Here is a 24,868-nt window from a genome sequence, read left to right as displayed (position 1 = left end):
TTAACCCCAGTAGCAAGTGAACCCAGGCGGTTCCGTGAAGGAGGATTTGGCATGCTTCGTACAATCACAATGGGAAGCTATATTTCGGTTCAGGGCACCTATGTGCGCGCACTACCGGATGGCAGGATTGCTGTAAAAGTCGGCCAGAAAGTATATGAAGGGCGTCCAGTCAAAGCGGCCGCCTAAAATCAGCGTAGCCTTAAACTTCGTATATGGCGGCCTTATAGGCCTTTTCTGCTGCAAAGAAAAAACCCCAGCTCTTTCGAGCCGGGGTTTTTCTTTTTTTGTAAGTCGCCTCGATTACGCAAGCGTACGAGTAACCTCTTCACGCTCGAAGATTTCGATAACGTCATCAGGGCGGATATCGTCGTAGTTTTCGAACGCCATACCACATTCCTGGCCAGACTGAACTTCTGGGACTTCGTCTTTGAAGCGTTTCAGTGTCTTCAGCGTACCTTCGTGGATAACCACGTTGTCACGCAGCAAGCGTACACCCGCCGAACGACGTGCTACGCCTTCGGTGACCAGACAGCCAGCAACTTTGCCGATACCGGTAACCTTGAACACTTCTTTGATGTTCGCATAGCCGATAAAGTTCTCGCGGATTTCTGCGCTCAGCAGGCCCGATGCGGCGGCTTTAACGTCATCCACCAGATCGTAGATCACCGAGTAGTACCGGATCTCGACGCCTTTTTGGTTGGCGGTGTTACGTGCCGAAGTATTGGCACGTACGTTGAAGCCCATCACAGGTGCGCCCGACGCTTCGGCCAGGCCGATATCGGTTTCTGTGATCGCGCCTACACCAGAATGCAGAACCCGAACGCGAACTTCGTCGTTCCCGATCTTGGCCATTGCCTGAACAATCGCTTCGGCGGAACCCTGAACGTCTGCTTTAACCAGAATTGGCAGCTCGGAGACGTTTTCGTCTTCCTTGGCCTTGGCCATCAGCTGCTCCAGAGTGGTCGCAGCACCGGCGGCAGCGCGCTTGTCTTTAGCGGCCTGAGCACGATATTCCGCGATTTCACGCGCCTGTGCTTCGGTCTCGGTCACGTTCAAAACGTCGCCAGCTTCTGGAGTGCCGTTCAGACCCAGAACCTCAACTGGAACCGAAGGACCAGCCTCCTTGATCCGCTCGCCCTTGTCATTGATCAGCGCACGGACCTTACCGTACTGCTCACCCACAACAAAGATATCGCCTTGGCGCAGAGTACCGTTCTGAACCAGAACAGTCGCAACCGGTCCACGGCCAACATCCAGCTGAGCCTCAATCACGGCACCTTGGGCCGCGCGATCAGGGTTCGCTTTCAATTCGAGGATTTCTGCCTGCAGCGCAATGGCTTCGAGCAACTGATCCAGGCCCTGACCAGTGGTTGCCGAGACTTCAACGTCCTGAACTTCACCAGACATTTCTTCCACGATGACCGAGTGTTGCAGCAGGTCGGTGCGCACTTTAGTCGGGTTCGCCGCAGGTTTGTCGATCTTGTTGATAGCAACAATCATCGGCACGTTGGCGGCCTGGGCATGGTTAATCGCTTCGATAGTTTGCGGCATTACCGCATCATCAGCAGCCACAACCAAGATCACGATGTCAGTTACATCTGCACCGCGGGAGCGCATCGACGTAAACGCCGCGTGACCCGGAGTATCTAGGAAGCTGAGTACAGCGCCATCTTTGGTTTTCACCTGATAGGCACCGATGTGCTGCGTAATGCCGCCGGCTTCGCCAGCAACAACCCGCGCATTGCGGATCGCATCTAGGATCGAAGTTTTACCATGGTCAACGTGGCCCATGATGGTGATCACCGGTGGCCGCGATTTCAGGTCTTCGTCTTTATCTTCGGTTTCGTTGATGACGTCCTCAACGTCCGAGTCGGAAACGCGAACCATAGTGTGGCCGAATTCCTCGATGATTAGTTCAGCAGTATCCGCATCGATGGTCTGGTTCTGAGTAACCATCAGCCCCATGTTCATCAAGGATTTGACAACATCACCAACGCGCTCGGCCATCCGAACAGCAAGCTCTGAAACCAAAATGGCTTCGGGCAGCTGAACTTCGCGGAATACCTTTTCGCGCTCAACGGTGCCCATCGCCTTTTGACGTGCACGCTCTTGCTTACGCTTCATTGACGCCATTGAACGGTGACGGTTGCCCGCTCCACCAGTGGCTTGACCCAATGTCAGTTTGCCCGAACGACGATTGTCTACCGGGCCCTTGCCACGGTTCTGGCGCTGTTCACGCTCACGGTCCGCCTTACGCGGTGTCGCAGCAGGTGCCGGACGGTTTGCCGGATTATTACGAGGAGCAGCTTCCGCACGTTTTTCAGAAGGTGCCGGTGCAGCTGCCGCGCGCTTGCTGGCTTCTTCGGCTTCGCGCTTCTTACGCGCCTCTTCTTCGGCCTTCGCCTTGACACGCTCTTCAGCTTCTCGCTGTTCGCGTTCTTTTTGTTCCATTTCGGCACGACGACGGGCGCGGTCTTCTTCGCGGGCCTTTTCCTCGGCCGCGCGCTTAGCGATATCTTCTGCTTCACGCGCCTTGGCAGCCTGAACCGCCTTTAGTCGGCGGGCCATTTCCACATCAGTGATGCCTGCAGGCCGACGCGAAGGATCACCAACCGGGGCTGCACCTGAGCCACCGCGACCGGCACCAGGCTTAGGAACCACAACGCGCTTGCGCTTGGTTTCCACCACGACATTCTTGGATCGGCCATGGCTGAAACTCTGCTTCACGCTTCCAGGCCGTGCTCCGCCACGAACACCCAAAGTCTTTTTGCCGTCACTATCGCTCATTAAGATACTTATCCTTCTGTGCGGCCGTTGCCGCCCACCGTTTTACGCATGCCCTGCAGTCGCTGCGCTTCCTCTACAACACGTTTGCTGAGTCCACCAGAGGCAAGCGCCGCATGTATCACAGTTTGTCGTCCAAAAGCCATGCCTAGTTCATCTGCAGTCAGGCAACCAATGTAGCTACCATGATGTGGCGTGCTCAGTTTTGACTTACCACGCCCAGACCCATCTATTGCTTGTATCAGCACCTGGGCCTCTTCTTTGGCCAGCCAGTCTTTGACTTTTTCATAGCCACCAACTGCTGCCCCTGATTTACGCGCCAAGCTGAGCAGTTCAACCAAGCGCCGCAAAATCTGCTGCTCGACATCATCTGCCAACTCATCCGACGCCGCCACCTGTGTCTTGAAGCCACGGGAAAAGAGCTTTTTCTTTACCGCCACTTCGATCGCATCCCGCTCGGCGGTCACATAGACACCCCGACCAGGTAATTTGCTCATTACATCCGCAAAGACCTGCCCATCAGGCCCAACAACAAAGCGAACTAGTCCGTGCTTAGGTTGCACCTCACCCGTGGCAAGACACTTGCGTTCTGGACCGTCACTCCGATCCTTAGAGGTGCTACCGCGACCCATGTTACCTACTCGAGGCCTGAGATCAGGCCTCGACCTCCGACTGTTGTTCGTCTTCGTCAGCGTCTTCGGATTCTTCATCCTCAACTTCCAGCTCAGCAGGATCAACCCACCCCAACAGGATCCGCGCGGTCATCACAAGATTTTGCGCCTCTTCCAGTTCCATCTCAAATGGTTCCAGAATTCCGTCGTCCTTGATTCGCTCACCATTTTCAGTGGTCCAGCCGCCGGCCAGTTCCCAATCTGCGCAGGTCGCAAAATCTTCCAGAGTTTTAACACCATCTTTGGCCAGTGCTTCGACCATCTGTGGGGTCAGACCCTCAAAGTTGATCAGGCTGTCTTCGACACCCAATGCACGGGCCGCATCAAGAGCAGCTTTGGCCTGAGCTTCCAGATTATCGCGGGCACGGGCCTGCAATTCACCAGCAGTACTTTCGTCAACGCCTTCAATAACCAGCAGCTCTTCCAACTCGACATACGCAACTTCTTCGAGGTTGGTGAACCCTTCGGAAACCAGCAGCTGAGCAAAGAACTCGTCCACATCTAGGGCTTCCATGAACAAGCCGGTGCGCGCTTCGAACTCCTTCTGGCGGCGAGCCGATTCTTCTTCCTCGGTCATGATGTCGATGTCCAGCGCAGTCAGCTGTGACGCCAGACGCACGTTTTGACCACGACGACCAATGGCCAGGCTCAGTTGCTCTTCTGGGACAACAACTTCGATCTTGCCGGCTTCTTCATCCAGAACAACTTTGGAAACCTCGGCTGGCTGCAATGCATTCACCAGGAAGGTCGGCTGATCTTCGTTCCACGGGATGATGTCGATCTTTTCACCCTGCAGTTCGTTAACGACGGCCTGAACACGACTACCGCGCATACCAACACAGGCACCAACGGGATCAATCGAACCATCATACGAGATCACAGCGATCTTGGCGCGCGAACCCGGGTCGCGGGCTACAGCCTTGATTTCGATGATACCGTCATAGATTTCAGGCACTTCCATCTTGAACAGTTCAGCCATGAATTCTGGTGCTGTCCGGCTCAGGAAGATCTGCGGGCCACGCTGTTCGCGGCGCACGTCCTTGATGTAGCAACGGATACGATCATTCGGGCGATAGCTTTCGCGGCCGATTTTCTCGTTGCGGCGCAGGATGGCTTCGCCAGCACCCACGTCGACGATCACATTGCCATATTCTTCACGCTTGACCAGGCCATTGATAATGCTGCCTGCGCGATCTTTGAATTCTTCGAACTGGCGATCGCGCTCAGCTTCGCGAACCTTTTGCAAGATCACCTGCTTGGCCGACTGCGCTGCAATCCGGCCCATTTCAACTGGCGGCACTTCTTCGACATAGGTATCGCCAACCGCTGGCTCTGCCATGTATTGCTTGGCCTGCTCAACAGTGAATTCCGACTGGTAGTTTTCCAGTTCTTCGTCTTCGACCACGGTACGGACGCGCGTAAAGGTGGCCTTACCGGTTTTGCGGTCAATCGCCACCCGGATGTCCATCTCGCTGCCGTAGCGGCTCTTGGCAGCTCGGGCCAAGCTTTCTTCCATCGCGTCGACAACCAAGCTGGGGTCGATCATCTTCTCGCGAGCAACCGCTTCGGCGGTCTGCAAGAGCTCCAGTTGGTTAGCAGAGGTGATTGCCATTATTCTTTCTCCTCTTCGGACCCATCGGTCTCGATCTCGTCGAATGCATCTTCGTTTAATACGCCTGCGTCTTTTCGCTGGCGCAACATTTCTTTGATCAACTCGTCGGTCAATACCAACTTGGCATCACTCAACCAATCAAATTGCAACCCGATGGTGCCCTCTTCGATGTTGATCAGCACCTCTTCGCCCTCGACACCTGCCAGTTCGCCTTTGAAACGGCGACGGCCACCGATCAGCTCACCAGTCTCGATCTTGGCTTCATAGCCTTCAAACATGGCGAAATCTTTCAGCCGTGTCAGCGGTCGGTCGATTCCTGGGCTAGATACCTCTAGAGCATAGGCGTCTAGGATCGGATCTTCTACATCCAATACTGCGCTGACGGCATTTGATATCACGGCGCAATCATCAACTTCGATACCGCCTTCAGGCTTATCAGCCATGATCTGCAGCGCGGTGGTTTTGCCGGACATCAGCCGAACACGCACCAGCTCATAGCCAAGATCTTCAATCACCGGAGTGATAATCTCGGCCATACGGCGGTCAATGGCAGCTTTGGCAATCAGGTCGTTTGTCATCTTGATCCATCACATGCATTAAAGCACAAAAAAACGGGCTCGCGGCCCGTCGAATATTCCGATGGTGCTTCGTACCCAAGGCCCGACGCGCCGCTGTTGAAACGGGATATAGGCGGGACAGAGCGAATCTGCAAGCCCTCAGTTTATTCAGCGCCAATAACTGCCATCAAAGGTAGATATACCGCGTTAGACCCGCCACCACCGCTCAGCAATTCGGCCATCATCCAATGCTGCTCGGCGACCAACAACTTTTGGTACGCCAACACCCGAATGCGTCGCTAAAGCCATATCCTGCTGCGACGGCAGATAGCGAAAATCGCCGCGCTTGATCAGCCCCACGGGATCCGGGAGCGCCGAAATGTCAACATATCCATCGCGCAAGGCTTCGGCCCGCACCTTGGCATCCGGAATCACGATCACTTCAATCTGATCTGCCCATCCGGCCAGGCCATCACGATAGTTATCCTCGACGCGTGTCGCGGCGAAACGACGACCTTTCTGATATTGTTCAACACGATAGCACCCGGTGCCACAGGCCTCGGACAATGGCGCGAGGATTATACCCGCCCTTGCAATGATCAGTGAAGGATCGGCAAGAAGATAAGGAAAGTCGGGGTTTGGGTCGGCAAGCTCCAAGCGCAACCGCACCTTTGATAACACCTTGAAACCAAGGATTTCCGCCCCGTCGGGCAAATCATGAGCAGCCAGTGAAGCCGTCACATCAGCTGCCGTCAGTTCCGTGCCGTCATGGAAATAGACCCCAGCACGAAGATCAAAAGTCCAAACTCGTGCATCCGGGCTGCTGTGCCATCCACTGGCCAGTTCACCGCGCAGAACTCCATCTGGGGCGACTTCAGTCAGCGAATCATAAATCGCGCCGCGCGCCACCAAATCCAATAGATCGCCATCACGCGGCAAGGCCAAACGCAATGAACCACCGCGAGTCGGAGCAGCGGACAAAGACGTACCAGTGGCCGCCAGCAACGCAGCTGCTGCACCCGATGTAAACAGGGCACGGCGGTCAATCCGACTCATCTTATAGCTCCTCCGCTATGCGGTTCATCTCTTGAACCAACTCAGCACTAATTCCCGGCTCAGACAATGCATGCCCTGCATTGCGCACCATTTTCAACCTGCCTGCAGGCCACAACTCAGACAATCGCCAAGCCATGATTGGTGGACAAATCATATCATAGCGCCCTTGCACTATGACGCCGGGAATGTGGGAAATCCGGCCCATATTTGCCAGGATTTGCCCATCAGACTCAAGAAAACCATTATTGATAAAGTAGTGGTTTTCTAGCCTGGCAAAAGCACGTGCATAATCACCATGGCTTTCGCCAGCTTTGCCGTTCGAATGGATCGACGCCAAGGCGTTTTCCCAGGCTGACCAAGCACGTCCAAACCGAACTTCTTCTGACACATCACCTGAGAAGAGCCGCTTGTGATAGGCGCCAATCATATCGCCACGTTCATTCTCGGGGATCATTGACACGAATTTAGCCCAGGTTTCTGGCCAAAACCGCCCAGCGCCGCCACCGTAGAACCAATCCAGCTCGCCTTTGGTCATCAAAAACACACCGCGCAGAATCAGATGTCGAACCCGATTTGGGTGCGCTTGGGCATAGATGAGCGACAACGTGGCCCCCCAGCTGCCACCAAAAACCATCCACTCATCGATATTCAGCAAACGGCGAATCACTTCCATGTCTGCCACGAGATGCCAGGTCGTATTGTCGTCGCACGACGCATGGGGGCGCGAGCGGCCACAACCACGCTGATCAAATAGGATCACGCGGTAAACCGCAGGATCAAAATAGCGCCGCATTGCCGGGCTGCTACCGCCTCCGGGGCCGCCGTGACAAACAACCACAGGCACCCCATCAGGGTTGCCGCTTTGCTCCATATATACACGGTGTCCTTGGCCAACCTCGACCATCCGCTGATCATATGCTTCGATCGGCGGATAAAGATATTGCACTGCGCGCTTTTGATCCCGAAGTTTGTCCATTATTGACCTGATGAAGGATTGTTAGAGCTAAAAGAACATACGGAGACAGGAATGCAAGCGCCTCAATCGACGGTAGACCCCTCCGAGATCGCCAAATTCGAAGCAATGGCGGCGGAATGGTGGGATCCAAACGGCAAGTTTAAGCCGTTGCACATGCTAAACCCCTGTCGTCTTGACTATATCACACAACAAATTGCCGGTGAATTCGATCGTGACCTTACCGCACCAAATCCTTTTTCCGGGTTGCGCTTGCTGGACATCGGTTGTGGTGGAGGGTTGTTGTCTGAGCCTATGGCTCGCCTAGGTGCAACAGTGGTTGGTGCTGATGCTGCAGAGGGGAACCTGCCGGTTGCACGCCTTCACGCCGAACAATCAGGGCTCGACATTGATTATCGCCATACAACGGCCGAAGCTTTGGCCGAGGCCGGCGAGCCATTCGACGTGGTCTTGAACATGGAGGTTGTCGAACATGTTGCTGATCCCCTGTCCTATCTCATTGCCACCAGAAAATTGCTAAAAACTGGCGGTTTGCAGATCTGCTCGACCATCAACCGGAATGCCAAAAGCTATGCCATGGCCATCGTCGGCGCCGAGGTGATCATGCGCTGGCTTCCACGAGGAACCCATGAATGGGCCAAGTTCATCACTCCGGACGAGCTGTTTGATCTTCTTACACAAGCCGGGCTTTCCCCCGTTGATCGAAAAGGCTTTGTTTTCAATCCAATTACCTGGGGATGGTCGATCTCTGACAGGGATCTGAGCGTCAACTACACAACAGCTAGCGTTAAGAAATAGTCCTATACCTATACTTTTGGATAGGCATCAATCCTTCTGCGCTTTTGCTCGCAAATTCTGCAACTGTTACATGTGGCACAACACTCAGGAATGACCCTGGGGGTTATTTAGGCATTACCGCCTATAACCGAGTGAATGCTACTACGTTTCTTTAGGATATCGTCTCACTCACGGAACCTATCGAAACAGCGGGGTGTCTGGGAGCAGGCACCCCGTTTCCCATTTATCGGTCCCGCAGGTTAGCCATCGCTTTCAAGCTTTGCGCGCAGTTCTCGCAAAATCGGCAATGCCCCACGAACCCGCTCGCCGCCTAGATCATTCACAACTTCGGAAATCATCGGAGTGATGCTGGCCAATGCGCGGTTGCGGGCTTGGTGACCGGCTGGGCTGATCGCAACCATTTTGCGCCGTGCGTCGTCCCAATCTGGCCGAATATGAATATAGCCGGCCACTTCAAGCTTGCTCAGTGTATTTGTCATCGCACCGCGCGTCACATGAAATGCCTTGGCAAGCTGTGCAGGAGAACGCTCGACGCCCGCCCCGGCCAAATGGTTCAACACCGAAAAATGTGACAGCTCCATACCTTTGGGCAACGCCTTGCTCAACTGAGTTCGGGCCAACTGATCGGCCATCAAAATTTCGCTAAACAGCGAAACCGCAAGAGAATTATTATCGTCCATTAGAGCCCGTCGAAAGTTCGGTCATGCGTCAGTGCAGGAACCCGCCTGCGTGCTTCTGCCACTTTTTCCATGTCCAAATCAACGTAGGTCACTCCGCGATCGGTGCCAGCATCCGATAAAATTTCTCCCCATGGGGCAACAACCAGCGAGTGACCATATGTTTTACGCGACGCACCACGACTGGCCGAATGAGTGCCGGTTTGTGCAGGGGCCAGGACATAACAACCGGTCTCGATTGCCCTAGCCCGCAACAATGTATGCCAATGTGCTGCACCCGTGACAGGAGAGAACGCCGACGGCACGGTAAGAATTTCCGCTCCTGCCTGTGCCAAAGCTCGGTGCAAATGACCAAACCGCACGTCATAGCAAATGCTCATGCCAATTTTGCCAAACGGCGTATCCGTCACAACCGCTTGGTCACCAGGCCGATAGCCATCAGATTCTCGATAGGTCTCTTCGGCGCTGACCTGCACGTCGAACATATGGATTTTATCATAGCGCGCAGTGATTTCCCCCTGGGGAGAGATCAGAAGCTGTCGGTTGGCAAACCGACCATCTGGATCATGCGTTTTGACCGCAAGCGACCCCAGTAACAGCCAAATCCCATGACGCGCCGCAGCCTTTTGCATCGCGGCAAGTGTGGGGTCTTCTTCCTCGTGATGCAGCACAGCCAGTTGATGCTTGCGGCTGGTGCTCACGCAGTTTGTCACCTCAGGCGTCAGAACTAGCCCAGCGCCGCCCGTTACCGCCTCTTCCAGCAAGGCCTCAACCATGTCCAAATTTTCGCTCGGATCATCGCTTGATGTCATCTGTAACAAGGCAGCACGCATCATGTTTCTCCGCGATCAGGCTGCCAACAGTGGGTCCAGCTTGCCCGCCTGCTCTAGAGCATAAAGATCATCACAGCCCCCCACATGGGTTTCGCCGATAAAGATCTGCGGGACGGTTCGCCCACCATTGGCGCGCTGGATCATCTCGGCCTTGCGATCCGGATCCACCAGAACGTCTACTTCGGAAAAGCTCACGCCTTTTTGGGTTAGCAAGCGTTTTGCTGCATGACAAAAACCGCACAGAGGCGAGGTATAGATTTCGACCGTTTTCATCCGGGTCTCCATTTAAATCGATTTCGACGTTGTGGGGGATTTGGGGTGCCATTGCAACAATTGCGAGATGCACGCGAAAACGTGATGGGCGAGTTACTGTTTGGTCACACGGGCTAAAGTTACGACTCTCACCTCGGCCGCACCTCCTTGCAAACAGGCGTCGGCGCAAGCCGTCAGGGTGGCCCCCGAGGTCAAAACGTCGTCTGCCAACAGAACCACCCGCCCTTGGACGATTTCCATATGTCGTGAATTCAAAACAATCGCATCACCCAGTGTTACAAACCGCTGCTCGCGCGTTTTACCATCCAGACTTTCTGTGCGTTTTCTGCGGTTCAACAGATCCACGCAGCAATCCAACCCAGCCGAACTTGCCATTTCACGGGCCAACAAGGCGGATTGGTTGTACCGACGCTTCAACAATCGGGTCCAATGTAATGGAACCGGGGCAACCAAAGGTCTCCCTTCAACCAATTTACTCGCGGCGCGCAACATCCACGCTGCAGCGGGCTTCGCAATATCGACTCGGTCTCGGTGTTTCAGCGCCAGGACCAAAGACCGAGCCTGATTCTGATACAACAACGCCGCGCGCCCTTGGCTCCAGGCCCGAGGGTGTCGCATGCAGTCGTCACAATCCAATCGAAATCCATCATCCTGACCAGGCAATGGCAAACCACAGCTTTCGCACACAGAACCGCCAATAAAGGGGGTTTCACGCCAACATGGGCCGCACAGGCCAAAGTCGCTTTCAACTAAGCCTCCACACGCCAGGCATTGAGGTGGGTAAATTAGTGAAACAGCCGTTTGAATCTGCCTCAGCATCAGCCTAAACAACCCTTATGACCCAAGCATCCCAGACCCAGCAGCCCCTATTTGACCACCAGGCCCTGTCCCTTCGTCGTGCCCGCCGTAAACCAGCGGCGTTGTTCCTGCATGAAACTGCCCGTGATGAGGTCGAAGATCGGGTATCGATGGTTAACAGAACCTTTACGGCACCTGCCATCGTCACACCTTTTGCGGAGATTTGGCAGAACAGCCTGCCTGGCGCCAAAATCGTGCCTGACGACGACGTGCTGGACCTGGAACCGGGCATGCACGATGTGGTGATACACGCCATGTGCCTGCATTGGGCAAATGACCCGGTTGGGCAGCTGATCCAATGCCGTCGCGCACTCAAAGAAGACGGATTGCTACTGGTGCTGATGCTCGGTGGGCAGACCCTGCACGAACTGCGCAGCGCCTTGGCCGAGGCCGAAACCACAATAACCGGCGGCTTGTCTCCGCGCGTAGCTCCTATGGGAGAAATTCGCGATCTGGGCGGGTTGTTACAGCGCGCAGGTCTGGCGCTGCCGGTCGCCGATCTGGTACCGCTGACCGCCGAGTACCGTGACCTGATCCATTTGATGCACGACCTGCGCGACATGGGGGAAAGCAACGCAATCGCCCAGCGCTCCAAAACGCCGACACCGCGATTGTTATTTGAAATGGCCGATCACTTATACCGCCAACATTTTGCCACCGAGAGCAACCGCCTACTGGCCACTTTTGAATTGGTGTGCCTGACGGGATGGTCACCGTCCGATACACAGCAGCAACCCCTGCGGCCCGGTTCAGCCAAGGCTAGACTGGCAGAAGCGCTAAAAGTTCCGGAAACCAAATTGCCCGATTGACCCCTAATCGGTTTTCCCTATTCATCCGCACGACCCAGCCTTACAGGACGCCACTATGTCGGACGCCATAAAACACGCCAATCACCCATCACTTCCTACAGAGAAAGTAGGCATTTTGCTGGCAAACCTTGGTACTCCGGATAATTACACCTATTGGCCAATGCGGCGATATCTAAGTGAATTCCTGTCTGATCAGAGGGTAATCGACTATCCCAAGTGGAAATGGCAGCCTTTGCTGCAACTGGTTATTCTCACCAAGCGCCCCTTTAGCTCAGGCGCGGCCTACAAATCGATTTGGAACCATGACAAGGGCGAAAGCCCGCTGATGACCATCACCAAGGACCAGACTGCCAAGATGAAGGATGCGCTAAAAGAGCGCTATGGCGATCAGGTCATGGTCGATTTTTGTATGCGCTATGGTAACCCATCGACCAAGTCCAAGGTCCAAGCCATGGTCAAGGCAGGCTGTTCCAAGATCCTGTTCTTTCCGCTGTATCCACAATACGCCGGCGCCACATCGGCCACCGCCAATGATGCGTTTTTTAATGCTTTGAAAGATGAAACCTGGCAGCCAGCTGCCCGCACGGTTTCGGCATATTTCGACCACCCCGATTACATCGACGCCTTGGCGAAATCGATCGAAGAGGCCTATGCCAAGATGGAAAAGCGTCCTGACATCCTTGTGGTGTCTTACCACGGTATGCCCGAACGCTATTTGCAGCAGGGCGATCCCTATCATTGCCACTGTCAAAAAACCACGCGCCTGCTGAAGGAACGCCTAGGTTGGGACGACACCGATCTGGTCAGCACCTTTCAGTCTCGGTTCGGCCCCGAGGAATGGCTGAAGCCCTATACCGTTGATCACGTTGCCGATTTAGCCAAGCAGGGTAAGAAGAATATCGCTGTTGTAGCCCCGGCATTTTCGGCCGATTGCATCGAAACTTTGGAAGAGATCAACGACGAAATCCGCGAGAGCTTTGAAGAAGCCGGGGGTGAGGTCTTCGAGTACATTCCATGCCTTAATGACAACGACAGCCATATCGATGCCCTGTCCACAATCGTCCAGGAAAACCTGCAAGGTTGGCTCGACTAAAAGAATTTGCAGTGCCGGGTGGACTAATCCAACCTCCTTAGTCCAAATACGCGCAACGATATTTGTTTGCGCTGTAACAGATCAATCGACAGCACAAACGTGACATGGGAAAGCACGGATGAGCGAACTGCATTGGGCCACAACGCTGCAACAAAACTGGGGCATCACGGCGAACTTGACCCGGTTGGACGGCGAGTATGACCTGAACTACCTAGCCGAAGGCGAAGACGGCCAAGGCTATATACTAAAAGCCATGCGTCCCGGCTGTGAAACCTGGCTGGTCGACATGCAAATCAAAGCGTTAGAGCATATCGAAACTGGCGCACCCGACCTGCCCTGCCCCCGTGTCATCCGCACGCCATCCGGCGTTTCGATGCTAGAGCTACCTGATGAAAACGGTGATATGCGGCTGGTGTGGCTGCAGAATCGGTTGCCGGGTGTGTGCTATGCCAAGAAAGATCCCAAGACATCTGATCTGATATTTGACGTAGGTCATGTTCTGGGCAACTGCGCCAAAACGCTAGCTGATTTTGAGCACAGTAGGCTGCAGCGTGATTTCAAATGGGATCTAACTACTGCTGATTGGATAGCGGATCAGCTGGAGTGCATCGCCGATCCAGAGAGACGCGCCATCATTGCCGATATTGCAGCCGAGTTTGCCGCAATTAAACCGGCTCTTTCAGCAATGCCATCGCAGGCAATCCATAACGACGCAAATGACTACAATATCTTGGTCTCTGGCGAGCTGAGCGAGCCACGCCGTGTATCCGGATTTATCGATTTGGGTGACATGTGTGCCTCGCCCCGCGTTTGCGATCTGGCCATTTCCGCCGCCTATATCGTGTTGGGCCACCCCAACCCCGAGGCCGCACTGGCGGATATTGTAGCTGGTTTTCACGCGGCCAACCCGCTCAGCCATGCCGAGGTTGATCTGATCTGGCCCCTGCTACGCGCCCGTCTGGCGGTTAGCGTGGTCAATTCCACCCTGATGGCAGTGGACAACCCGGATGATCCCTATGTGGTGATTTCCCAAGGGCCAGCCTGGCGGTTCCTGGAAGATCATCCGCTGAACGGCGGTCTGGTCACCGCCCACCTACGCGCAGCTTGCGACCTGCCGGTTGTTGATGGCGCTGATCGTGTGATGGCCTATCTGGATGCCGAACGCGGGAACTTTGCCCCGTTGATGGGCACCGACCTCGCCGAAACCCCAATGGGCAGCCTATCGGTTGAAAACTCTACCTGGCCGCAGAACCCGTTTGACCTCCCTGCCGAAGAAGCCGCCCGCGTGGGTGAAGAGTTTGGTGATGGTATGTGGTTGGGATACTACCATGAACCCCGCCTGATCTACACGGCTGACGCTTTCCGCAAAGGACCGTACAAGTCCAGCGATCGCCGCACTGTGCATCTGGCTGTTGATGGATTCGCTCCAGCGGGAACCCCACTATACGCGCCCCTGCAGGGTGCTGTTTTTGCTGTTGAAAACAGAAATAACCATCTGGACTACGGTGGGGTTATCATCCTGCGGCATGAAACCCCGGATGGTGATGCTTTTTACACCTTGTATGGGCATCTGGATCCGGAATGCTGTAATCGTCTGAACGTTGGTGACATCATTGAAAAAGGGGCTGAGTTCTGCCGCCTGGGCGATGCCAGTGTCAACGGCGGCTGGGCACCGCATGTTCATTTCCAACTGGCTCTGACCACTGCTGGGATCGAAACAGACTGGCCCGGTGTGGGTGATCCGGATGAAATGTACATGTGGCGGGCGATATGCCCAAACCCGTCGGCGCTGTTGAACCTGCCAGATGACAAGGTCTGCTATCAGCCAACCGACAAAGGTGAGGTCTTGGCAGGCCGCAAGGCACACTTTGGCGGCAACCTCTCACTGACCTATACCGACCCGGTGATGCTGGTGCGTGGCTGGAAACATCATCTGTTTGATGAATGGGGCCGCCCCTATCTGGACGCCTATAACAACGTACCCCATGTTGGCCATGCGCATCCGCGTATCCAAGCCGTCGCGGCTGATCAGCTTAAGCGGATGAATTCAAACACCCGCTATCTGCACCCTGCTCAAACAGCCTTTGCTGAAAAGGTTCTATCAAAGCTGCCAGAACCTTTTGAGGTGTGTTTCTTTGTGAATTCAGGCACCGAGGCCAACGAACTGGCCCTTCGCCTTGCCCGCGCCCATACCGGGGCCAAGGGTATGGTAACGCCCAACCACGGCTACCACGGCAATACAACCGGGGTGATTGATATCTCGGCCTATAAATTCAACGCTCCAGGTGGAATCGGTCAGACCGATTGGGTTGAGCTGGTGGAGGTCGCAGACGACTATCGCGGGTTATTTAAACGCGATGATGCCGACCGCGCGCAAAAGTTTGCGGATCTGGTAGACCCAGCGATCAAGGCACTACAGGACAAGGGCTATGGACTGGCTGGTTTCATTGCCGAGACCTTCCCCTCGGTTGGTGGACAAATCATTCCACCCAAGGGGTACCTGGCCGCGGTTTACGAAAAAGTCCGTGCCGCTGGCGGTGTTTGTATTGCGGACGAGGTGCAAACCGGGCTGGGTCGCCTGGGCGATTACTACTTTGGTTTCGAACATCAGGGCGCCCTGCCCGATATCGTTGTCATGGGGAAACCGATTGGCAATGGCCATCCGCTGGGCGTGCTTGTCACAACCAAGGAAATCGCTGACAGCTTTGCCCAAGGACCAGAATTCTTTTCAACCTTTGGTGGATCAAATCTGTCTTGCCGGATTGGCAAAGAGGTATTGGACATCGTTGATGACGAATGCTTGCAAGACAACGCCCGGGTGATGGGTGCGCAGCTGATGGCAGGCCTGAAAGAGCTTGAAAATAGACACGACGCTGTTGGTGATGTCCGCGGTATGGGCTTATTCTTGGGGCTGGAGCTGATCAATTCAGATGGTTCAGAAGCCACTCAGATATGTTCTTACATTAAAAATCGGATGCGGGATCATCGTATTCTGATCGGCAGCGAAGGACCCAAGGATAACATCTTGAAAATTCGCCCACCTTTGACTGTCGATAGTGAAGGCGTTGACATGATCCTGACAGCACTGGATCAAATCCTGTCTGAACTTAACTAAAACCATCTTAGCAAAATCAGCCATAATGTGGTGCGAACGCGAAACGTCTTATGGCTGATTAACCGCGCAAATGCTGGTTACAACCAACAAAAAAGGCGGTGGAAAACCACCGCCTTTTCCGTAACTGAAGCGTTCAATTAGTTGCTTGCTACAGCAGCGCCAACCAGAACCAGCAGCAGCAGTGGCAGAATGATGCCCTGCGAGGAACCTGTGGTGTCGTCAACGATGACTACTGGTGGTTCAACTGGTGGCTCGGTCAGGTTGCCGGCGTATGCGGTCGACGCAGCAGCTGTCAGCGCAGCGGTAAGTACGATTTTTTTCATTTTAGTCTCCAAAATTAATAGGCTGAGACACTTTACCGTGCCCCATGCAGCCAAAAACTCACCCCAAGGTTTTACACAGGAAAAAGTCTCTATTGCAAACATTTCTTGGAACGCTAGAAAATTGGGCAACAAAAAAGGCGGTGGAGAACCACCGCCTTTTCCGTAACTTAATGCGCTCGCAATTAGTTGCTTGCTACAGCAGCACCAACCAGAACCAGCAACAGCAGTGGCAGAATGATGCCCTGCGAAGAACCTGTGGTTTCTTCGATGATTACTGGTGCTTCTACTACTGGCTCAGAGTAGCCACCTGCAGTCGCGGTCGAAGCAGCAGCAGTTAGTGCAGCGGCAAGAACGAGTTTTTTCATATTAACCTCCAGAAAAAGGCGCGGCCATACAATTTGGGCCTACGCAGCCAAGACATACCTCGTGTTTTTTTCTAACCAGTAAAAACACGAGATTGCAAATGCTTGTTGATAAAATCCGGACTCCCCGAACCCTTTTGTGGTCAAATTAGCAACACTTGTGTGCCAATTTTGGTCATCCCAAAAAGCTCTGCAATATGTTCATTATAAAGGCCAATACAGCCATTGGAAGACTTGCGTCCTATCTTTCGCGTATCGTGGGTTCCATGAATACGGTAATACTTCCAACTTAGATACAACGCGTGGGATCCCAATGGATTGTCCGGGCCAGGAGGTACATAAGCTGGCCATTCAGGATTACGCTTACGCATATTTGGGGTTGGGGACCAAGACGGACCTTCAACTTTACGCACAATCTGCGTGCGACCCCGGCGCGTCAAGTCATCAGACAGCGGTACAGAAGACGGGAAGAGCTTGTATACCGTTTCGTCCGCCGACCAGTAGTGCAGCGCACGGCTATCAATATCGACCAGTACTGCGCCATTTTTCAGGTTATCGAAGTAAGGTTGCCAATTTTTTGCTCTAAAAGCTGAAATATTGCGTTGCACAGGCGGTTCTGGTTCGGGTGGTGGGCGCAAAGGATCATATACCGGTTCCGCAGGATCTGCGACCTGGGCAATTGCTGGAGTACTCAGCAACGCAGCTGAACCAGTCAAAAACAACCGGCGAGTTGGCGCGTGAAATAACTTGGAAGACATGATCTGCATTACCTGCACAAATGGGAAACTGTTGATGCGCATAATATGGCGTGAATGCCTCAGTCGCAAATCAAACCCTTGTCACTACCGATATTTGCAGCAAGTGCATTTGCGCCAATGTCACAGTCGCGCTAAGTGCTGAAGCTAGATATTGAACAAGGTGCAAAATGAAGCGTGTATTACTGATTGTCACTGCAGCCATTCTAACGCTGATAGCAGCCTGTACCCCAGTACCTGATGGTAGTTCAGGTGGTGGCAACACCTATCGCATCCGAAATGTCGACAAAGTTCAATTCCGTATGCTTGATTCGGTAAACGCCCTTCGACAGGCTTCGGGCGCACCGGCTGTGCAGCTTAATTCACAATTGAACGCCGCCGCCGCTACACATTCACGTGATATGTCAGTGCAGAACCGTCCTTGGCATTTTGGCTCAGATGGATCGTCACCTTTGGATCGTGTCGCGCGTACTGGGTATGTTGGGTCAATGTTAGGTGAAGCGATTTCGGAAACCTATGAAAGCGAGTTGGAGACTCTGTCTGCTTGGATGGAAGAACCAGCAACCCGCGCTGTCATCATGGACCCCAAAGCCATCAATTTGGGTTTCTCGTGGTTTCAGGAATCCAACGGAAAAATCTGGTGGACCTTAGTGATGGGCGGCTAGCCCCAATTGATGACATCAAAAGGAAAAAGCGGCCAAGAGCCGCTTTTTTAATGTTCGTTGATGTGGGTGTTATGCGCGAAGAGTAATCGCCGTGCCTGCTGGCACCATGGCAAATATTTCTTCAATTTCCTCGTTGGTTACAGCGATACATCCCGCTGTCCAGTCATCCACCCGCGCCGCCCGTTTGCGATCTTTGGGATCATTTGGCATTCCATGAATGAAAATGTCTCCACCCGGGCTTTTGCCCAAAGCATGGGCCTGAGCAACGTCTTGAGCGTTGGGGTAAGAAATACCAACTGACAAATGAAACGCGCTATTGGGGTTCCGGCGATTGATGACATAGGTGCCCTCAGGGGTTTTCCCATCGCCTTCATATGTCTTGTCACCTTGCGGAGCAAAACCCAGGTCGACCTTATACTCGCGCAGCACTTCTTCCTTGTGCAGCAAGTACATTTTGCGCGCGCCCTTGTTAATCACCACTGAAGTGACACCGGGACCTTGATAACTTTGAAATTTGCTGGGGGCTCCGCTGCAACCCGCCGCAAGGCTCAAAGTTGCCGCTGCACCCAATCCGAATGCTCGTCTATCCATGGTGATTGCCTGGTTTCTGCTCTCGTTACTTTTTTTATCTTTGTGCCAGAATAGCCCTAAATACTTCGTTAACCAAAACCACTTCTTTATTTTTTTTCATTTTGTGACGGCAACCGCTGCTCAATTGCCTCAAGTCTGGCCAAAACCTCGTCTCGATAGGCGTCTGTCCGCTCAGTATCCTCGGCGCTGTGGGCATCCTGCATCGAATTCACGATCAAACCGACAAGCAAGTTCACCACTGCAAATGTGGTTACCATGATGAATGGGACAAAAAATACCCAGGCATAAGGGTAAATCTCCATCACGGGACGAACGATTCCCATAGACCAACTTTCCAGTGTCATGATCTGGAATAGGGAATAGGCGGATAGTCCCAAGGTGCCGAACCATTCAGGAAAGTTTTCGCCAAATAGTTTGGTCGCAATGACCGAACCAATATAGAAAATTATCGCCATCAGCAGGAACACTGATCCCATGCCCGGTAGCGCTGTGATGAAGCCTTCAACAACCCGGCGCAAACTGGGTGCAACTGAAATGACACGTAACACGCGCAGGATTCGCAATGCCCGCAGCACCGACAGCCCCTGTGCACTTGGTACAAGAGCAATACCAACGATGATGAAATCAAATATATTCCATCCGCTTAGAAAGAACCTGTGACGCCGCACCACCAGTTTGGCCAAAATTTCTAACACAAAAATCGATAGGCAGACCTCATCAATCAGTGTGATAATCCCACCGGCCTTGGCCATGATGGATGGTGCCGTTTCCAACCCAAGGGTGACAGCGTTCACTAGGATAACCGCAGTGATGAAATTTCCAAAGCGCGGACTATCCAGCACCGCAGTCATACGTTGAATAATGGACATAATAAGAATTCCAGAAAGGGCTCAGTCGGTAAGGGTGAAAGCTGCAACCAGCTCGGTATGGGATGACCAACGGAACTGATCAACGACCTGAACCCAGTCCAGTGTATAGCCACCATCGACCAGCAGCTTGGCATCGCGCGCAAAACTGACCGGATTGCAAGATACATAGGCGATAGTTTGGGTTTGTGCTTTGACCAGCTCAGCTACTTGCGCCTCAGCACCGGCGCGGGGGGGGTCAATGACGGCGGCTTCGTAAAAGGCCCCAAATGGGTTCAACTCGTCTGGCATCAGCGGACGACGGAACAAATCACGCGCTTCCGTCCTGACCACCTTAAGGCCCTTGGCCTGCCGCCAACCAGCCTCCAGCGCTTTGACCATCTCGCGGTCACCTTCAACAGCAAGCACCTCGGCCTGTTCGGCCAACGGCAGCGCAAAAGTTCCGCAGCCTGCGAACAGATCAACAACGCGTTTGGCACCTTGAACAATTTCCTGCACCGCTGCCAGCAATGCTGCCTCGCCATCTCGGGTCGCCTGTAGAAAACTACCAGGCGGGGGGCAAACCTTGGCAGGGCCAAATGTCTGAGTAGGCGGTTGGGTCATGGCGATCTGTTCGTCATCCCAGGTTAGCCGAGTGATTCCCAACTTCTCAACAGATTGAGCCAAAGCCATCCGCAACGGTCCATCCAACGGCTTGCCGTTTTTTACTAGTACATCCTGCCCGATATCAGACAGCGTGACGGTAACAGCCAGCGGTGTTTTACGACTGGCACCAATCATCGCCAGATCTTCGGCCATTGGGATTGCGGCGAGCAGCTTTGGATCGAGCAGATGGCAGTCAGGGATTTGGGTGATCACACCAGAGGCGCGGCCGTGAAACCCGGCCATCGCGCCTTTTTTGGTGCGCCGAACAGCCAGAGTCGCACGTCGGCGGGATTGCGGTGAAGAGGTATGGATGGGGCGGAACACTGTTTCCAGCCCTTGGGCGCCCAGCGCATTGCGAACAATCCCAACTTTCCAATCAGCTACAAAACCGTCATCGGCGTGCTGTAGTTGGCACCCTCCACAGGACTTGTAATGGCGGCACGGCGCCTGCACCCGGTGCTCAGATGGCGTCTCAATACGGATGTCGCCCAGCGCGCTGCCGTCAACAACACCTGTCACCACTTCACCCGGTAAAGTGCGAGGGGCAAATAATGGGCCTTCGGCGACTCCGTCGCCTTGGTGTCCGAGACGAGTGATACTGGCGGTGGTTCTGGCTGATGTACTCATGCGCGCCCTGATACAGACCAAAGCGTACTTTGGCAAAAGCCTTATTCAGCTGCGCGCGTTTCCGCCTCGGTCCGAATAAAGCCACCAGACTGACGCGCCCAGAACTGAGCATACAACCCGCCGCGCGCCAATAGCTCGTCATGGCTGCCATTTTCTGCGATGCGCCCTTGATCCATCACTATAATCCGATCCATCTCGCTAAGAGTAGACAGACGGTGCGCAATCGCCAAAACGGTCTTGCCCTCCATTACCCTGTGCAAGGCCGATTGTATGGCTGCTTCAACCTCGGAATCCAGTGCCGAGGTCGCCTCGTCCAGCACCAGAATTGGCGCATCTTTCAGAATAGCGCGCGCCAGAGCGATCCGCTGTCTTTGTCCGCCTGACAGTTTCACACCACGTTCGCCAAGATGCGCGTCATACCCCTGCCGCCCACTGCCATCTTGCAGTGTTGCGATGAACTCATCCGCCTCGGCCTGTTTTGCAGCCCGGATCAGATCAGCTTCACTAGCGTCTGGCCGCCCATACAGGATGTTGTCGCGGGCGGACCGGTTGAACATGGCGGTTTCCTGCGTGACCATTCCGATCTGGCGGCGCAGTGAGTCTTGGGTAACACCGGAAATATCCTGCCCATCGATCAAAATACGGCCACTTTCGCCGTCGTAGAGCCGCATAAGGAGCGAAACCAAAGTCGACTTTCCTGCCCCGGATGCGCCGACAATGCCCAGCTTTTCACCTGGCTTAATAGTCAATGAAACCCCATTGATCCCACCAATATCGCGTCCATAGGCAAAGCCTGCCTCTTCAAAAACAATCTCACCCCGTGGAACAACCAGATCTGTTGCCGCCGGTTGATCCTCAACCCGGTTGCGCGCAGTCAATGTATTCATGCCATTTTCGATCTCACCAACATTGGAATAGATCTCCATCAGCGTGAAGCTGACCCAACCAGTCATCTGAGAGATGCGGATCGCCACCGCGCCAACAGCAACGATATCGCCCTCGGTTGCGAGCCCCGATTGCCACAGCAACAAGGTTGCACCAACCAGCATTACCGGAAGCAAGCCTGCAAGGCACATGAGACAGAAACGAAAAGACGCCGACAGGTAGCCAAAGTCCAACGCCTTGAAGCGGAAATCGGCCATTGCATCCTGGGCGGTCTTTTCCTCGTGATCCGCGTGGGCGAACAGCTTGACCGTTTTGATATTAGTGATGGAATCAACCACTTGTCCGGTGACGGTTGCCCGTGCGCCAGCACGCGCTGCTGCCCGTTGACGTACCCGTGGAAGAAACCACCTGATTGTTGCGAAATAGCCAACCAGCCATGCAAAAAACAGGATGGTGATCCGCCAATCAATCGCACCCAGCAATGCCAAGGAGCCAGCCAATGAGGCCAAAGCAAAGGCAGCCACGTTGATGACTTCGGCAGCAACACTGGTTACCGCATTTGAGGTTTGCATCTGTTTTTGCGCAATGCGGCCAGCAAAGTCGTCATCAAAGAAGCTAACCGACTGCCCCATTGTCCAGTTGTTGAGGCGCGACAGAACCAAGGGGGCCACATTAGGCCGTACGATGATGGCGTTGGAGGCCGCTGAAAACCCGAACAAAATAGGCCGGGCAACCAGGAAGAAGGCGATTGAGCCCACAATCATCCAAATGTTGCCAGTGCTAAAGAACCCCTCGGGGCCACTGACAATCGCTGTGTCAATCACAAGGCCCAGAATATAGGCTGTTCCAGCCTCCATCGCGCCAGCAAAGGCGGAAAACATCGCGGCGAGAAACAACATTGGCCAAGCGCCCGACAGGCACCAGCGGATAAAGGCCCACAACGTCTGAGGTGGAGCCCCTACGGCCGGTCTAAATGCGTCAATCCAATTGCCAATATTCATTCTGCTGCCTCGATATTCAGGAACCCGCCTGATTGCCGCGCCCAGAACTGGGCATACAGACCTTGGGCCTGGAGCAATTCATCATGTGAACCTTCTTCGACAATGCGGCCTTGGTCCAGCACCAGAATACGGTCCATCTGTGCGATGGTGGACAGCCTATGTGCAATCGCAATCACCGTCTTGCCCTCCATCATACCATATAGAGTCTGCTGAATGATGGCTTCAACCTCACTGTCGAGCGCACTTGTGGCCTCGTCCAGCAACAGGATCGACGCATCTTTGAGGATCACGCGGGCCAAACTGACACGCTGACGCTGACCGCCGGACAGTTTCACACCGCGTTCACCCACATGGGCGTCATAGCCCTTGCGTCCCTGAGGATCCTCCAGGTCCATAATAAAATCATGGGCTTCGGCCTGTTTGGAAGCCTTGATCATCTGTTCCTCAGATGCGTCGGGCCGACCATATAGAAGATTATCCCGTACCGAGCGATGCAATAGCGAGCTGTCTTGCTGCACCATACCAATGTTGCCGCGCAAACTATCCTGCGTAACCGCACGAATATCCTGGCCGTCGATCTGGATTTGCCCGGCTTCGGTGTCATAAAACCGTAACAGCAGCTTGACCAATGACGATTTACCCGCCCCCGAGCGGCCAATCAGGCCAATCTTCTCGCCGGGTTGAATGGTCAGGTTCAGCTTGTCCAAACCGCCAGAGTCACGCCCATAGTGATGCGACAAGTTCTTGATCTCGATCTTGCCATCGGTCAGCAGCAAAGGTTCGGCATTGGCTGCATCAACCAGTTCAATTGGTTGGGCAATGGTCTCCATACCCTCGGCCACCACACCAAGTTCACGGAAAAACGAAGTCAGTGCCCACATGATCCAGCCGGTCATCGCGTTTAACCGCAAAGTCAGCGTAGCAGCAGCAGCAATAACACCCACCGAGGCCTGCCCCTGCATCCACAGGTAAATAGCCCATCCAACCACACCGACAATCAACAGCCCGTTCAGTGTCACCAAGACGGCATCCATTACTGAGAAAATCCGCATTTCGGTCTGGAATGTTTGACGCGTGTTTTCGATAACCTTTTTTGCTCCGGTAAGCTCAAGATCGTGGTGAGCGAACATCTTGACTGAATGGATATTGGAGTAGGAATCAACAACTAATCCGGTCACTGCAGATCGCGCGTCTGATGAAGCCTGTGACGCGGGGCCAACCCGCTTCACGGTCCATTTCACGAGTAATCCGTAGAAAACAAACCAAATCAACAATGGTACCAGTAGTCGCACATCAGCAACCATCAGCAACAAAGCTGCACCTATCAAATAGGCCAGCGAATAGGAGATAGCATCGAATACTTGGAAAACCACTTCGCCCGCAGCCGGAGGTGTTTGCATAATACGGTTGGCAATACGGCCGGCGAAATCGTTTTCAAACCAGCTAACGGATTGACGCAGCACATGTCGGTGCGCGCGCCAACGGACCAGCGTACCCAAGTTCGGCAGAATCGCATTGTTGAGCAGCACCACGTCCAACAATTGCAAGGCCGGGCGGATGAACAAGATGAACATCGCAACCAAGATCAATTCGGTGCCGTAATTGGCCCAGACCTGCTGCGGTCCTTCGCCAAAGTAATCAATCATCCGCCCCATATAGTAGATCAGGCCGATCTCAACTGCGGCGACCACCAGAGACATTAAGGCGGTCCAGATAAAGATACGTTTGAACGGGCGGCAGTAGTCGCGCATGAACGGCCACAGACGCGTTGGTGGCGTGTCCTGTTCAGGATAGTCGCAATACGGATCTACAAGGTTTTCGAAGTAACGAAACATAACGGTGCTCCAGGTGAGCGAATAAAGGATGCAAATGCAGACAGAGGTGGCGCCGAAGCCCCCCGGTCAAAACTCGGAAGGATATCGGCGTTAGTTGAGCCAGATCCCACGATACATATGCATTCCTCCGTCATGTGACAGTTGTCGATGCCTATGCGTAAGACAGATTTTTTAAGTTGTCACGCGTTTTAGTTGAGCAGAGCT

24 protein-coding genes are annotated in these 24,868 nt (G+C 54.0%); 6 read left to right on the top strand and 18 right to left on the bottom strand.

All coding sequences use genetic code 11. The annotated features are described in order from the left end of the window. Positions 1-51: 51 nt before the first annotated feature. Positions 52-186, top strand: coding sequence for a hypothetical protein (locus tag AC2T28_RS04400; protein ID WP_486747729.1), 135 nt, complete (start codon positions 52-54; stop codon positions 184-186). A gap of 114 nt (positions 187-300) precedes the next feature. Here the strand turns inward: AC2T28_RS04400 and infB are convergent, their stop codons facing one another. The 6 genes from infB to pip form a co-directional block, all read right to left on the bottom strand. Further along, complete coding sequence (gene infB / locus AC2T28_RS04395; protein WP_486747728.1) at positions 301-2,787, bottom strand: translation initiation factor IF-2; 2,487 nt, start codon at positions 2,785-2,787, stop codon at positions 301-303. Between the two features lie 8 nt (positions 2,788-2,795). Then, positions 2,796-3,416, bottom strand: coding sequence for an RNA-binding protein (locus AC2T28_RS04390; RefSeq protein WP_486747727.1), 621 nt, complete (start codon positions 3,414-3,416; stop codon positions 2,796-2,798). A 22-nt stretch (positions 3,417-3,438) separates the two neighbouring features. After that, positions 3,439-5,067 carry a transcription termination factor NusA gene (gene nusA / locus AC2T28_RS04385; protein ID WP_486747726.1) on the bottom strand — a complete coding sequence of 543 codons (1,629 nt, stop codon included), beginning with the start codon at positions 5,065-5,067 and terminating at the stop codon, positions 3,439-3,441. Then, positions 5,067-5,645 (bottom strand): ribosome maturation factor RimP, encoded by a 579-nt coding sequence (gene rimP / locus AC2T28_RS04380; protein ID WP_486747725.1) that lies wholly within the window; start codon positions 5,643-5,645, stop codon positions 5,067-5,069. Before rimP ends, nusA begins: the two co-directional genes overlap by 1 nt. A gap of 186 nt (positions 5,646-5,831) precedes the next feature. Beyond that, complete coding sequence (locus tag AC2T28_RS04375; protein ID WP_486747724.1) at positions 5,832-6,680, bottom strand: ABC transporter substrate-binding protein; 849 nt, start codon at positions 6,678-6,680, stop codon at positions 5,832-5,834. A gap of 1 nt (position 6,681) precedes the next feature. Beyond that, positions 6,682-7,656: a prolyl aminopeptidase gene (gene pip / locus AC2T28_RS04370; RefSeq protein ID WP_486747723.1), complete on the bottom strand. Its 975-nt coding sequence runs from the start codon at positions 7,654-7,656 to the stop codon at positions 6,682-6,684. Positions 7,657-7,707: 51 nt separating this feature from the next. Here pip and ubiG point away from each other — a divergent pair, with 51 nt between their 5' ends. Further along, entirely contained in the window at positions 7,708-8,451 is a 744-nt protein-coding gene (gene ubiG / locus AC2T28_RS04365; protein ID WP_486747722.1) for a bifunctional 2-polyprenyl-6-hydroxyphenol methylase/3-demethylubiquinol 3-O-methyltransferase UbiG, read from the top strand. 239 nt (positions 8,452-8,690) lie between these two features. Here ubiG and AC2T28_RS04360 read toward each other — a convergent pair whose 3' ends face one another. The 4 genes from AC2T28_RS04360 to AC2T28_RS04345 all read right to left on the bottom strand — a co-directional run bounded on the left by AC2T28_RS04360 (position 8,691) and on the right by AC2T28_RS04345 (position 11,053). Further along, positions 8,691-9,131, bottom strand: a complete 441-nt coding sequence (locus AC2T28_RS04360) for a MarR family winged helix-turn-helix transcriptional regulator (protein ID WP_486747721.1) — start codon at positions 9,129-9,131, stop codon at positions 8,691-8,693. Further along, positions 9,131-9,961, bottom strand: a complete 831-nt coding sequence (locus tag AC2T28_RS04355; RefSeq protein WP_486747720.1) for a carbon-nitrogen hydrolase family protein — start codon at positions 9,959-9,961, stop codon at positions 9,131-9,133. Before AC2T28_RS04355 ends, AC2T28_RS04360 begins: the two co-directional genes overlap by 1 nt. 15 nt (positions 9,962-9,976) lie before the next feature. After that, complete coding sequence (gene grxC, locus AC2T28_RS04350; RefSeq protein ID WP_486747719.1) at positions 9,977-10,234, bottom strand: glutaredoxin 3; 258 nt, start codon at positions 10,232-10,234, stop codon at positions 9,977-9,979. A gap of 93 nt (positions 10,235-10,327) precedes the next feature. Next, on the bottom strand, positions 10,328-11,053 hold the full coding sequence (locus AC2T28_RS04345) for a double zinc ribbon domain-containing protein (protein ID WP_486747718.1): 726 nt from the start codon (positions 11,051-11,053) through the stop codon (positions 10,328-10,330). Positions 11,054-11,070: 17 nt separating this feature from the next. Here AC2T28_RS04345 and AC2T28_RS04340 point away from each other — a divergent pair, with 17 nt between their 5' ends. The 3 genes from AC2T28_RS04340 (at position 11,071) to AC2T28_RS04330 (ending at position 16,109) form a co-directional block, all read left to right on the top strand. Further along, positions 11,071-11,901 carry a methyltransferase domain-containing protein gene (locus AC2T28_RS04340; protein ID WP_486747717.1) on the top strand — a complete coding sequence of 277 codons (831 nt, stop codon included), beginning with the start codon at positions 11,071-11,073 and terminating at the stop codon, positions 11,899-11,901. Between the two features lie 55 nt (positions 11,902-11,956). Next, positions 11,957-12,994, top strand: a complete 1,038-nt coding sequence (hemH, locus tag AC2T28_RS04335; RefSeq protein ID WP_486747716.1) for a ferrochelatase — start codon at positions 11,957-11,959, stop codon at positions 12,992-12,994. 118 nt (positions 12,995-13,112) lie between these two features. Then, a complete protein-coding gene (locus AC2T28_RS04330) occupies positions 13,113-16,109 on the top strand; it encodes an aminotransferase class III-fold pyridoxal phosphate-dependent enzyme (RefSeq protein ID WP_486747715.1) in 2,997 nt (998 codons plus the stop codon). Positions 16,110-16,246: 137 nt separating this feature from the next. On the opposite strand, the gene AC2T28_RS04325 is transcribed toward AC2T28_RS04330, so the two are convergent. From AC2T28_RS04325 to AC2T28_RS04315, 3 genes are all read right to left on the bottom strand, one after another. Continuing rightward, on the bottom strand, positions 16,247-16,432 hold the full coding sequence (locus tag AC2T28_RS04325; RefSeq protein ID WP_486747714.1) for a hypothetical protein: 186 nt from the start codon (positions 16,430-16,432) through the stop codon (positions 16,247-16,249). Between the two features lie 182 nt (positions 16,433-16,614). Continuing rightward, entirely contained in the window at positions 16,615-16,797 is a 183-nt protein-coding gene (locus AC2T28_RS04320) for a hypothetical protein (RefSeq protein WP_486747713.1), read from the bottom strand. A 140-nt stretch (positions 16,798-16,937) separates the two neighbouring features. Continuing rightward, positions 16,938-17,552 (bottom strand): L,D-transpeptidase, encoded by a 615-nt coding sequence (locus tag AC2T28_RS04315; protein WP_486748017.1) that lies wholly within the window; start codon positions 17,550-17,552, stop codon positions 16,938-16,940. Between the two features lie 167 nt (positions 17,553-17,719). On the opposite strand from AC2T28_RS04315, the gene dalA reads away from it, so the two are divergent. Continuing rightward, complete coding sequence (dalA, locus tag AC2T28_RS04310) at positions 17,720-18,214, top strand: divisome-associated lipoprotein DalA (RefSeq protein WP_486747712.1); 495 nt, start codon at positions 17,720-17,722, stop codon at positions 18,212-18,214. 69 nt (positions 18,215-18,283) lie between these two features. On the opposite strand, the gene AC2T28_RS04305 is transcribed toward dalA, so the two are convergent. The 5 genes from AC2T28_RS04305 to AC2T28_RS04285 form a co-directional block, all read right to left on the bottom strand. Continuing rightward, positions 18,284-18,805: a L,D-transpeptidase family protein gene (locus AC2T28_RS04305; RefSeq protein WP_486747711.1), complete on the bottom strand. Its 522-nt coding sequence runs from the start codon at positions 18,803-18,805 to the stop codon at positions 18,284-18,286. Positions 18,806-18,891: 86 nt separating this feature from the next. Then, the gene (locus tag AC2T28_RS04300; protein WP_486747710.1) at positions 18,892-19,674 is read right to left on the bottom strand and encodes an ion transporter; all 783 of its coding nucleotides are present in this window, start codon (positions 19,672-19,674) and stop codon (positions 18,892-18,894) included. A 21-nt stretch (positions 19,675-19,695) separates the two neighbouring features. Further along, positions 19,696-20,943: a class I SAM-dependent RNA methyltransferase gene (locus AC2T28_RS04295; protein WP_486747709.1), complete on the bottom strand. Its 1,248-nt coding sequence runs from the start codon at positions 20,941-20,943 to the stop codon at positions 19,696-19,698. Positions 20,944-20,984: 41 nt separating this feature from the next. Then, positions 20,985-22,829 (bottom strand): ABC transporter ATP-binding protein, encoded by a 1,845-nt coding sequence (locus AC2T28_RS04290; protein ID WP_486747708.1) that lies wholly within the window; start codon positions 22,827-22,829, stop codon positions 20,985-20,987. Next, positions 22,826-24,664, bottom strand: coding sequence for an ABC transporter ATP-binding protein (locus AC2T28_RS04285; RefSeq protein ID WP_486747707.1), 1,839 nt, complete (start codon positions 24,662-24,664; stop codon positions 22,826-22,828). Before AC2T28_RS04285 ends, AC2T28_RS04290 begins: the two co-directional genes overlap by 4 nt. Positions 24,665-24,868: the final 204 nt, after the last annotated feature.

This window comes from Parasedimentitalea nitratireducens, assembly GCF_057444295.1.
This window is presented reverse-complemented; position numbering and strand designations above follow the sequence as displayed.

What these genes read in the sequence shown, in the direction of transcription:
- AC2T28_RS04315 (WP_486748017.1), bottom strand. Translation starts at nt 17,552, where the DNA reads ATGTCTTCCAAGTTATTTCACGCGCCAACTCGCCGGTTGTTTTTGACT.
- infB (WP_486747728.1), bottom strand. Translation starts at nt 2,787, where the DNA reads ATGAGCGATAGTGACGGCAAAAAGACTTTGGGTGTTCGTGGCGGAGCA.
- rimP (WP_486747725.1), bottom strand. Translation starts at nt 5,645, where the DNA reads ATGACAAACGACCTGATTGCCAAAGCTGCCATTGACCGCCGTATGGCC.
- nusA (WP_486747726.1), bottom strand. Translation starts at nt 5,067, where the DNA reads ATGGCAATCACCTCTGCTAACCAACTGGAGCTCTTGCAGACCGCCGAA.
- dalA (WP_486747712.1), top strand. Translation starts at nt 17,720, where the DNA reads ATGAAGCGTGTATTACTGATTGTCACTGCAGCCATTCTAACGCTGATA.
- pip (WP_486747723.1), bottom strand. Translation starts at nt 7,656, where the DNA reads ATGGACAAACTTCGGGATCAAAAGCGCGCAGTGCAATATCTTTATCCG.
- AC2T28_RS04295 (WP_486747709.1), bottom strand. Translation starts at nt 20,943, where the DNA reads ATGAGTACATCAGCCAGAACCACCGCCAGTATCACTCGTCTCGGACAC.
- AC2T28_RS04360 (WP_486747721.1), bottom strand. Translation starts at nt 9,131, where the DNA reads ATGGACGATAATAATTCTCTTGCGGTTTCGCTGTTTAGCGAAATTTTG.
- AC2T28_RS04325 (WP_486747714.1), bottom strand. Translation starts at nt 16,432, where the DNA reads ATGAAAAAAATCGTACTTACCGCTGCGCTGACAGCTGCTGCGTCGACC.
- AC2T28_RS04355 (WP_486747720.1), bottom strand. Translation starts at nt 9,961, where the DNA reads ATGCGTGCTGCCTTGTTACAGATGACATCAAGCGATGATCCGAGCGAA.
- hemH (WP_486747716.1), top strand. Translation starts at nt 11,957, where the DNA reads ATGTCGGACGCCATAAAACACGCCAATCACCCATCACTTCCTACAGAG.
- AC2T28_RS04400 (WP_486747729.1), top strand. Translation starts at nt 52, where the DNA reads ATGCTTCGTACAATCACAATGGGAAGCTATATTTCGGTTCAGGGCACC.
- AC2T28_RS04285 (WP_486747707.1), bottom strand. Translation starts at nt 24,664, where the DNA reads ATGTTTCGTTACTTCGAAAACCTTGTAGATCCGTATTGCGACTATCCT.
- AC2T28_RS04290 (WP_486747708.1), bottom strand. Translation starts at nt 22,829, where the DNA reads ATGAATATTGGCAATTGGATTGACGCATTTAGACCGGCCGTAGGGGCT.
- AC2T28_RS04305 (WP_486747711.1), bottom strand. Translation starts at nt 18,805, where the DNA reads ATGGATAGACGAGCATTCGGATTGGGTGCAGCGGCAACTTTGAGCCTT.
- grxC (WP_486747719.1), bottom strand. Translation starts at nt 10,234, where the DNA reads ATGAAAACGGTCGAAATCTATACCTCGCCTCTGTGCGGTTTTTGTCAT.
- AC2T28_RS04375 (WP_486747724.1), bottom strand. Translation starts at nt 6,680, where the DNA reads ATGAGTCGGATTGACCGCCGTGCCCTGTTTACATCGGGTGCAGCAGCT.
- AC2T28_RS04340 (WP_486747717.1), top strand. Translation starts at nt 11,071, where the DNA reads ATGACCCAAGCATCCCAGACCCAGCAGCCCCTATTTGACCACCAGGCC.
- AC2T28_RS04390 (WP_486747727.1), bottom strand. Translation starts at nt 3,416, where the DNA reads ATGGGTCGCGGTAGCACCTCTAAGGATCGGAGTGACGGTCCAGAACGC.
- AC2T28_RS04300 (WP_486747710.1), bottom strand. Translation starts at nt 19,674, where the DNA reads ATGTCCATTATTCAACGTATGACTGCGGTGCTGGATAGTCCGCGCTTT.
- ubiG (WP_486747722.1), top strand. Translation starts at nt 7,708, where the DNA reads ATGCAAGCGCCTCAATCGACGGTAGACCCCTCCGAGATCGCCAAATTC.
- AC2T28_RS04330 (WP_486747715.1), top strand. Translation starts at nt 13,113, where the DNA reads ATGAGCGAACTGCATTGGGCCACAACGCTGCAACAAAACTGGGGCATC.
- AC2T28_RS04345 (WP_486747718.1), bottom strand. Translation starts at nt 11,053, where the DNA reads ATGCTGAGGCAGATTCAAACGGCTGTTTCACTAATTTACCCACCTCAA.
- AC2T28_RS04320 (WP_486747713.1), bottom strand. Translation starts at nt 16,797, where the DNA reads ATGAAAAAACTCGTTCTTGCCGCTGCACTAACTGCTGCTGCTTCGACC.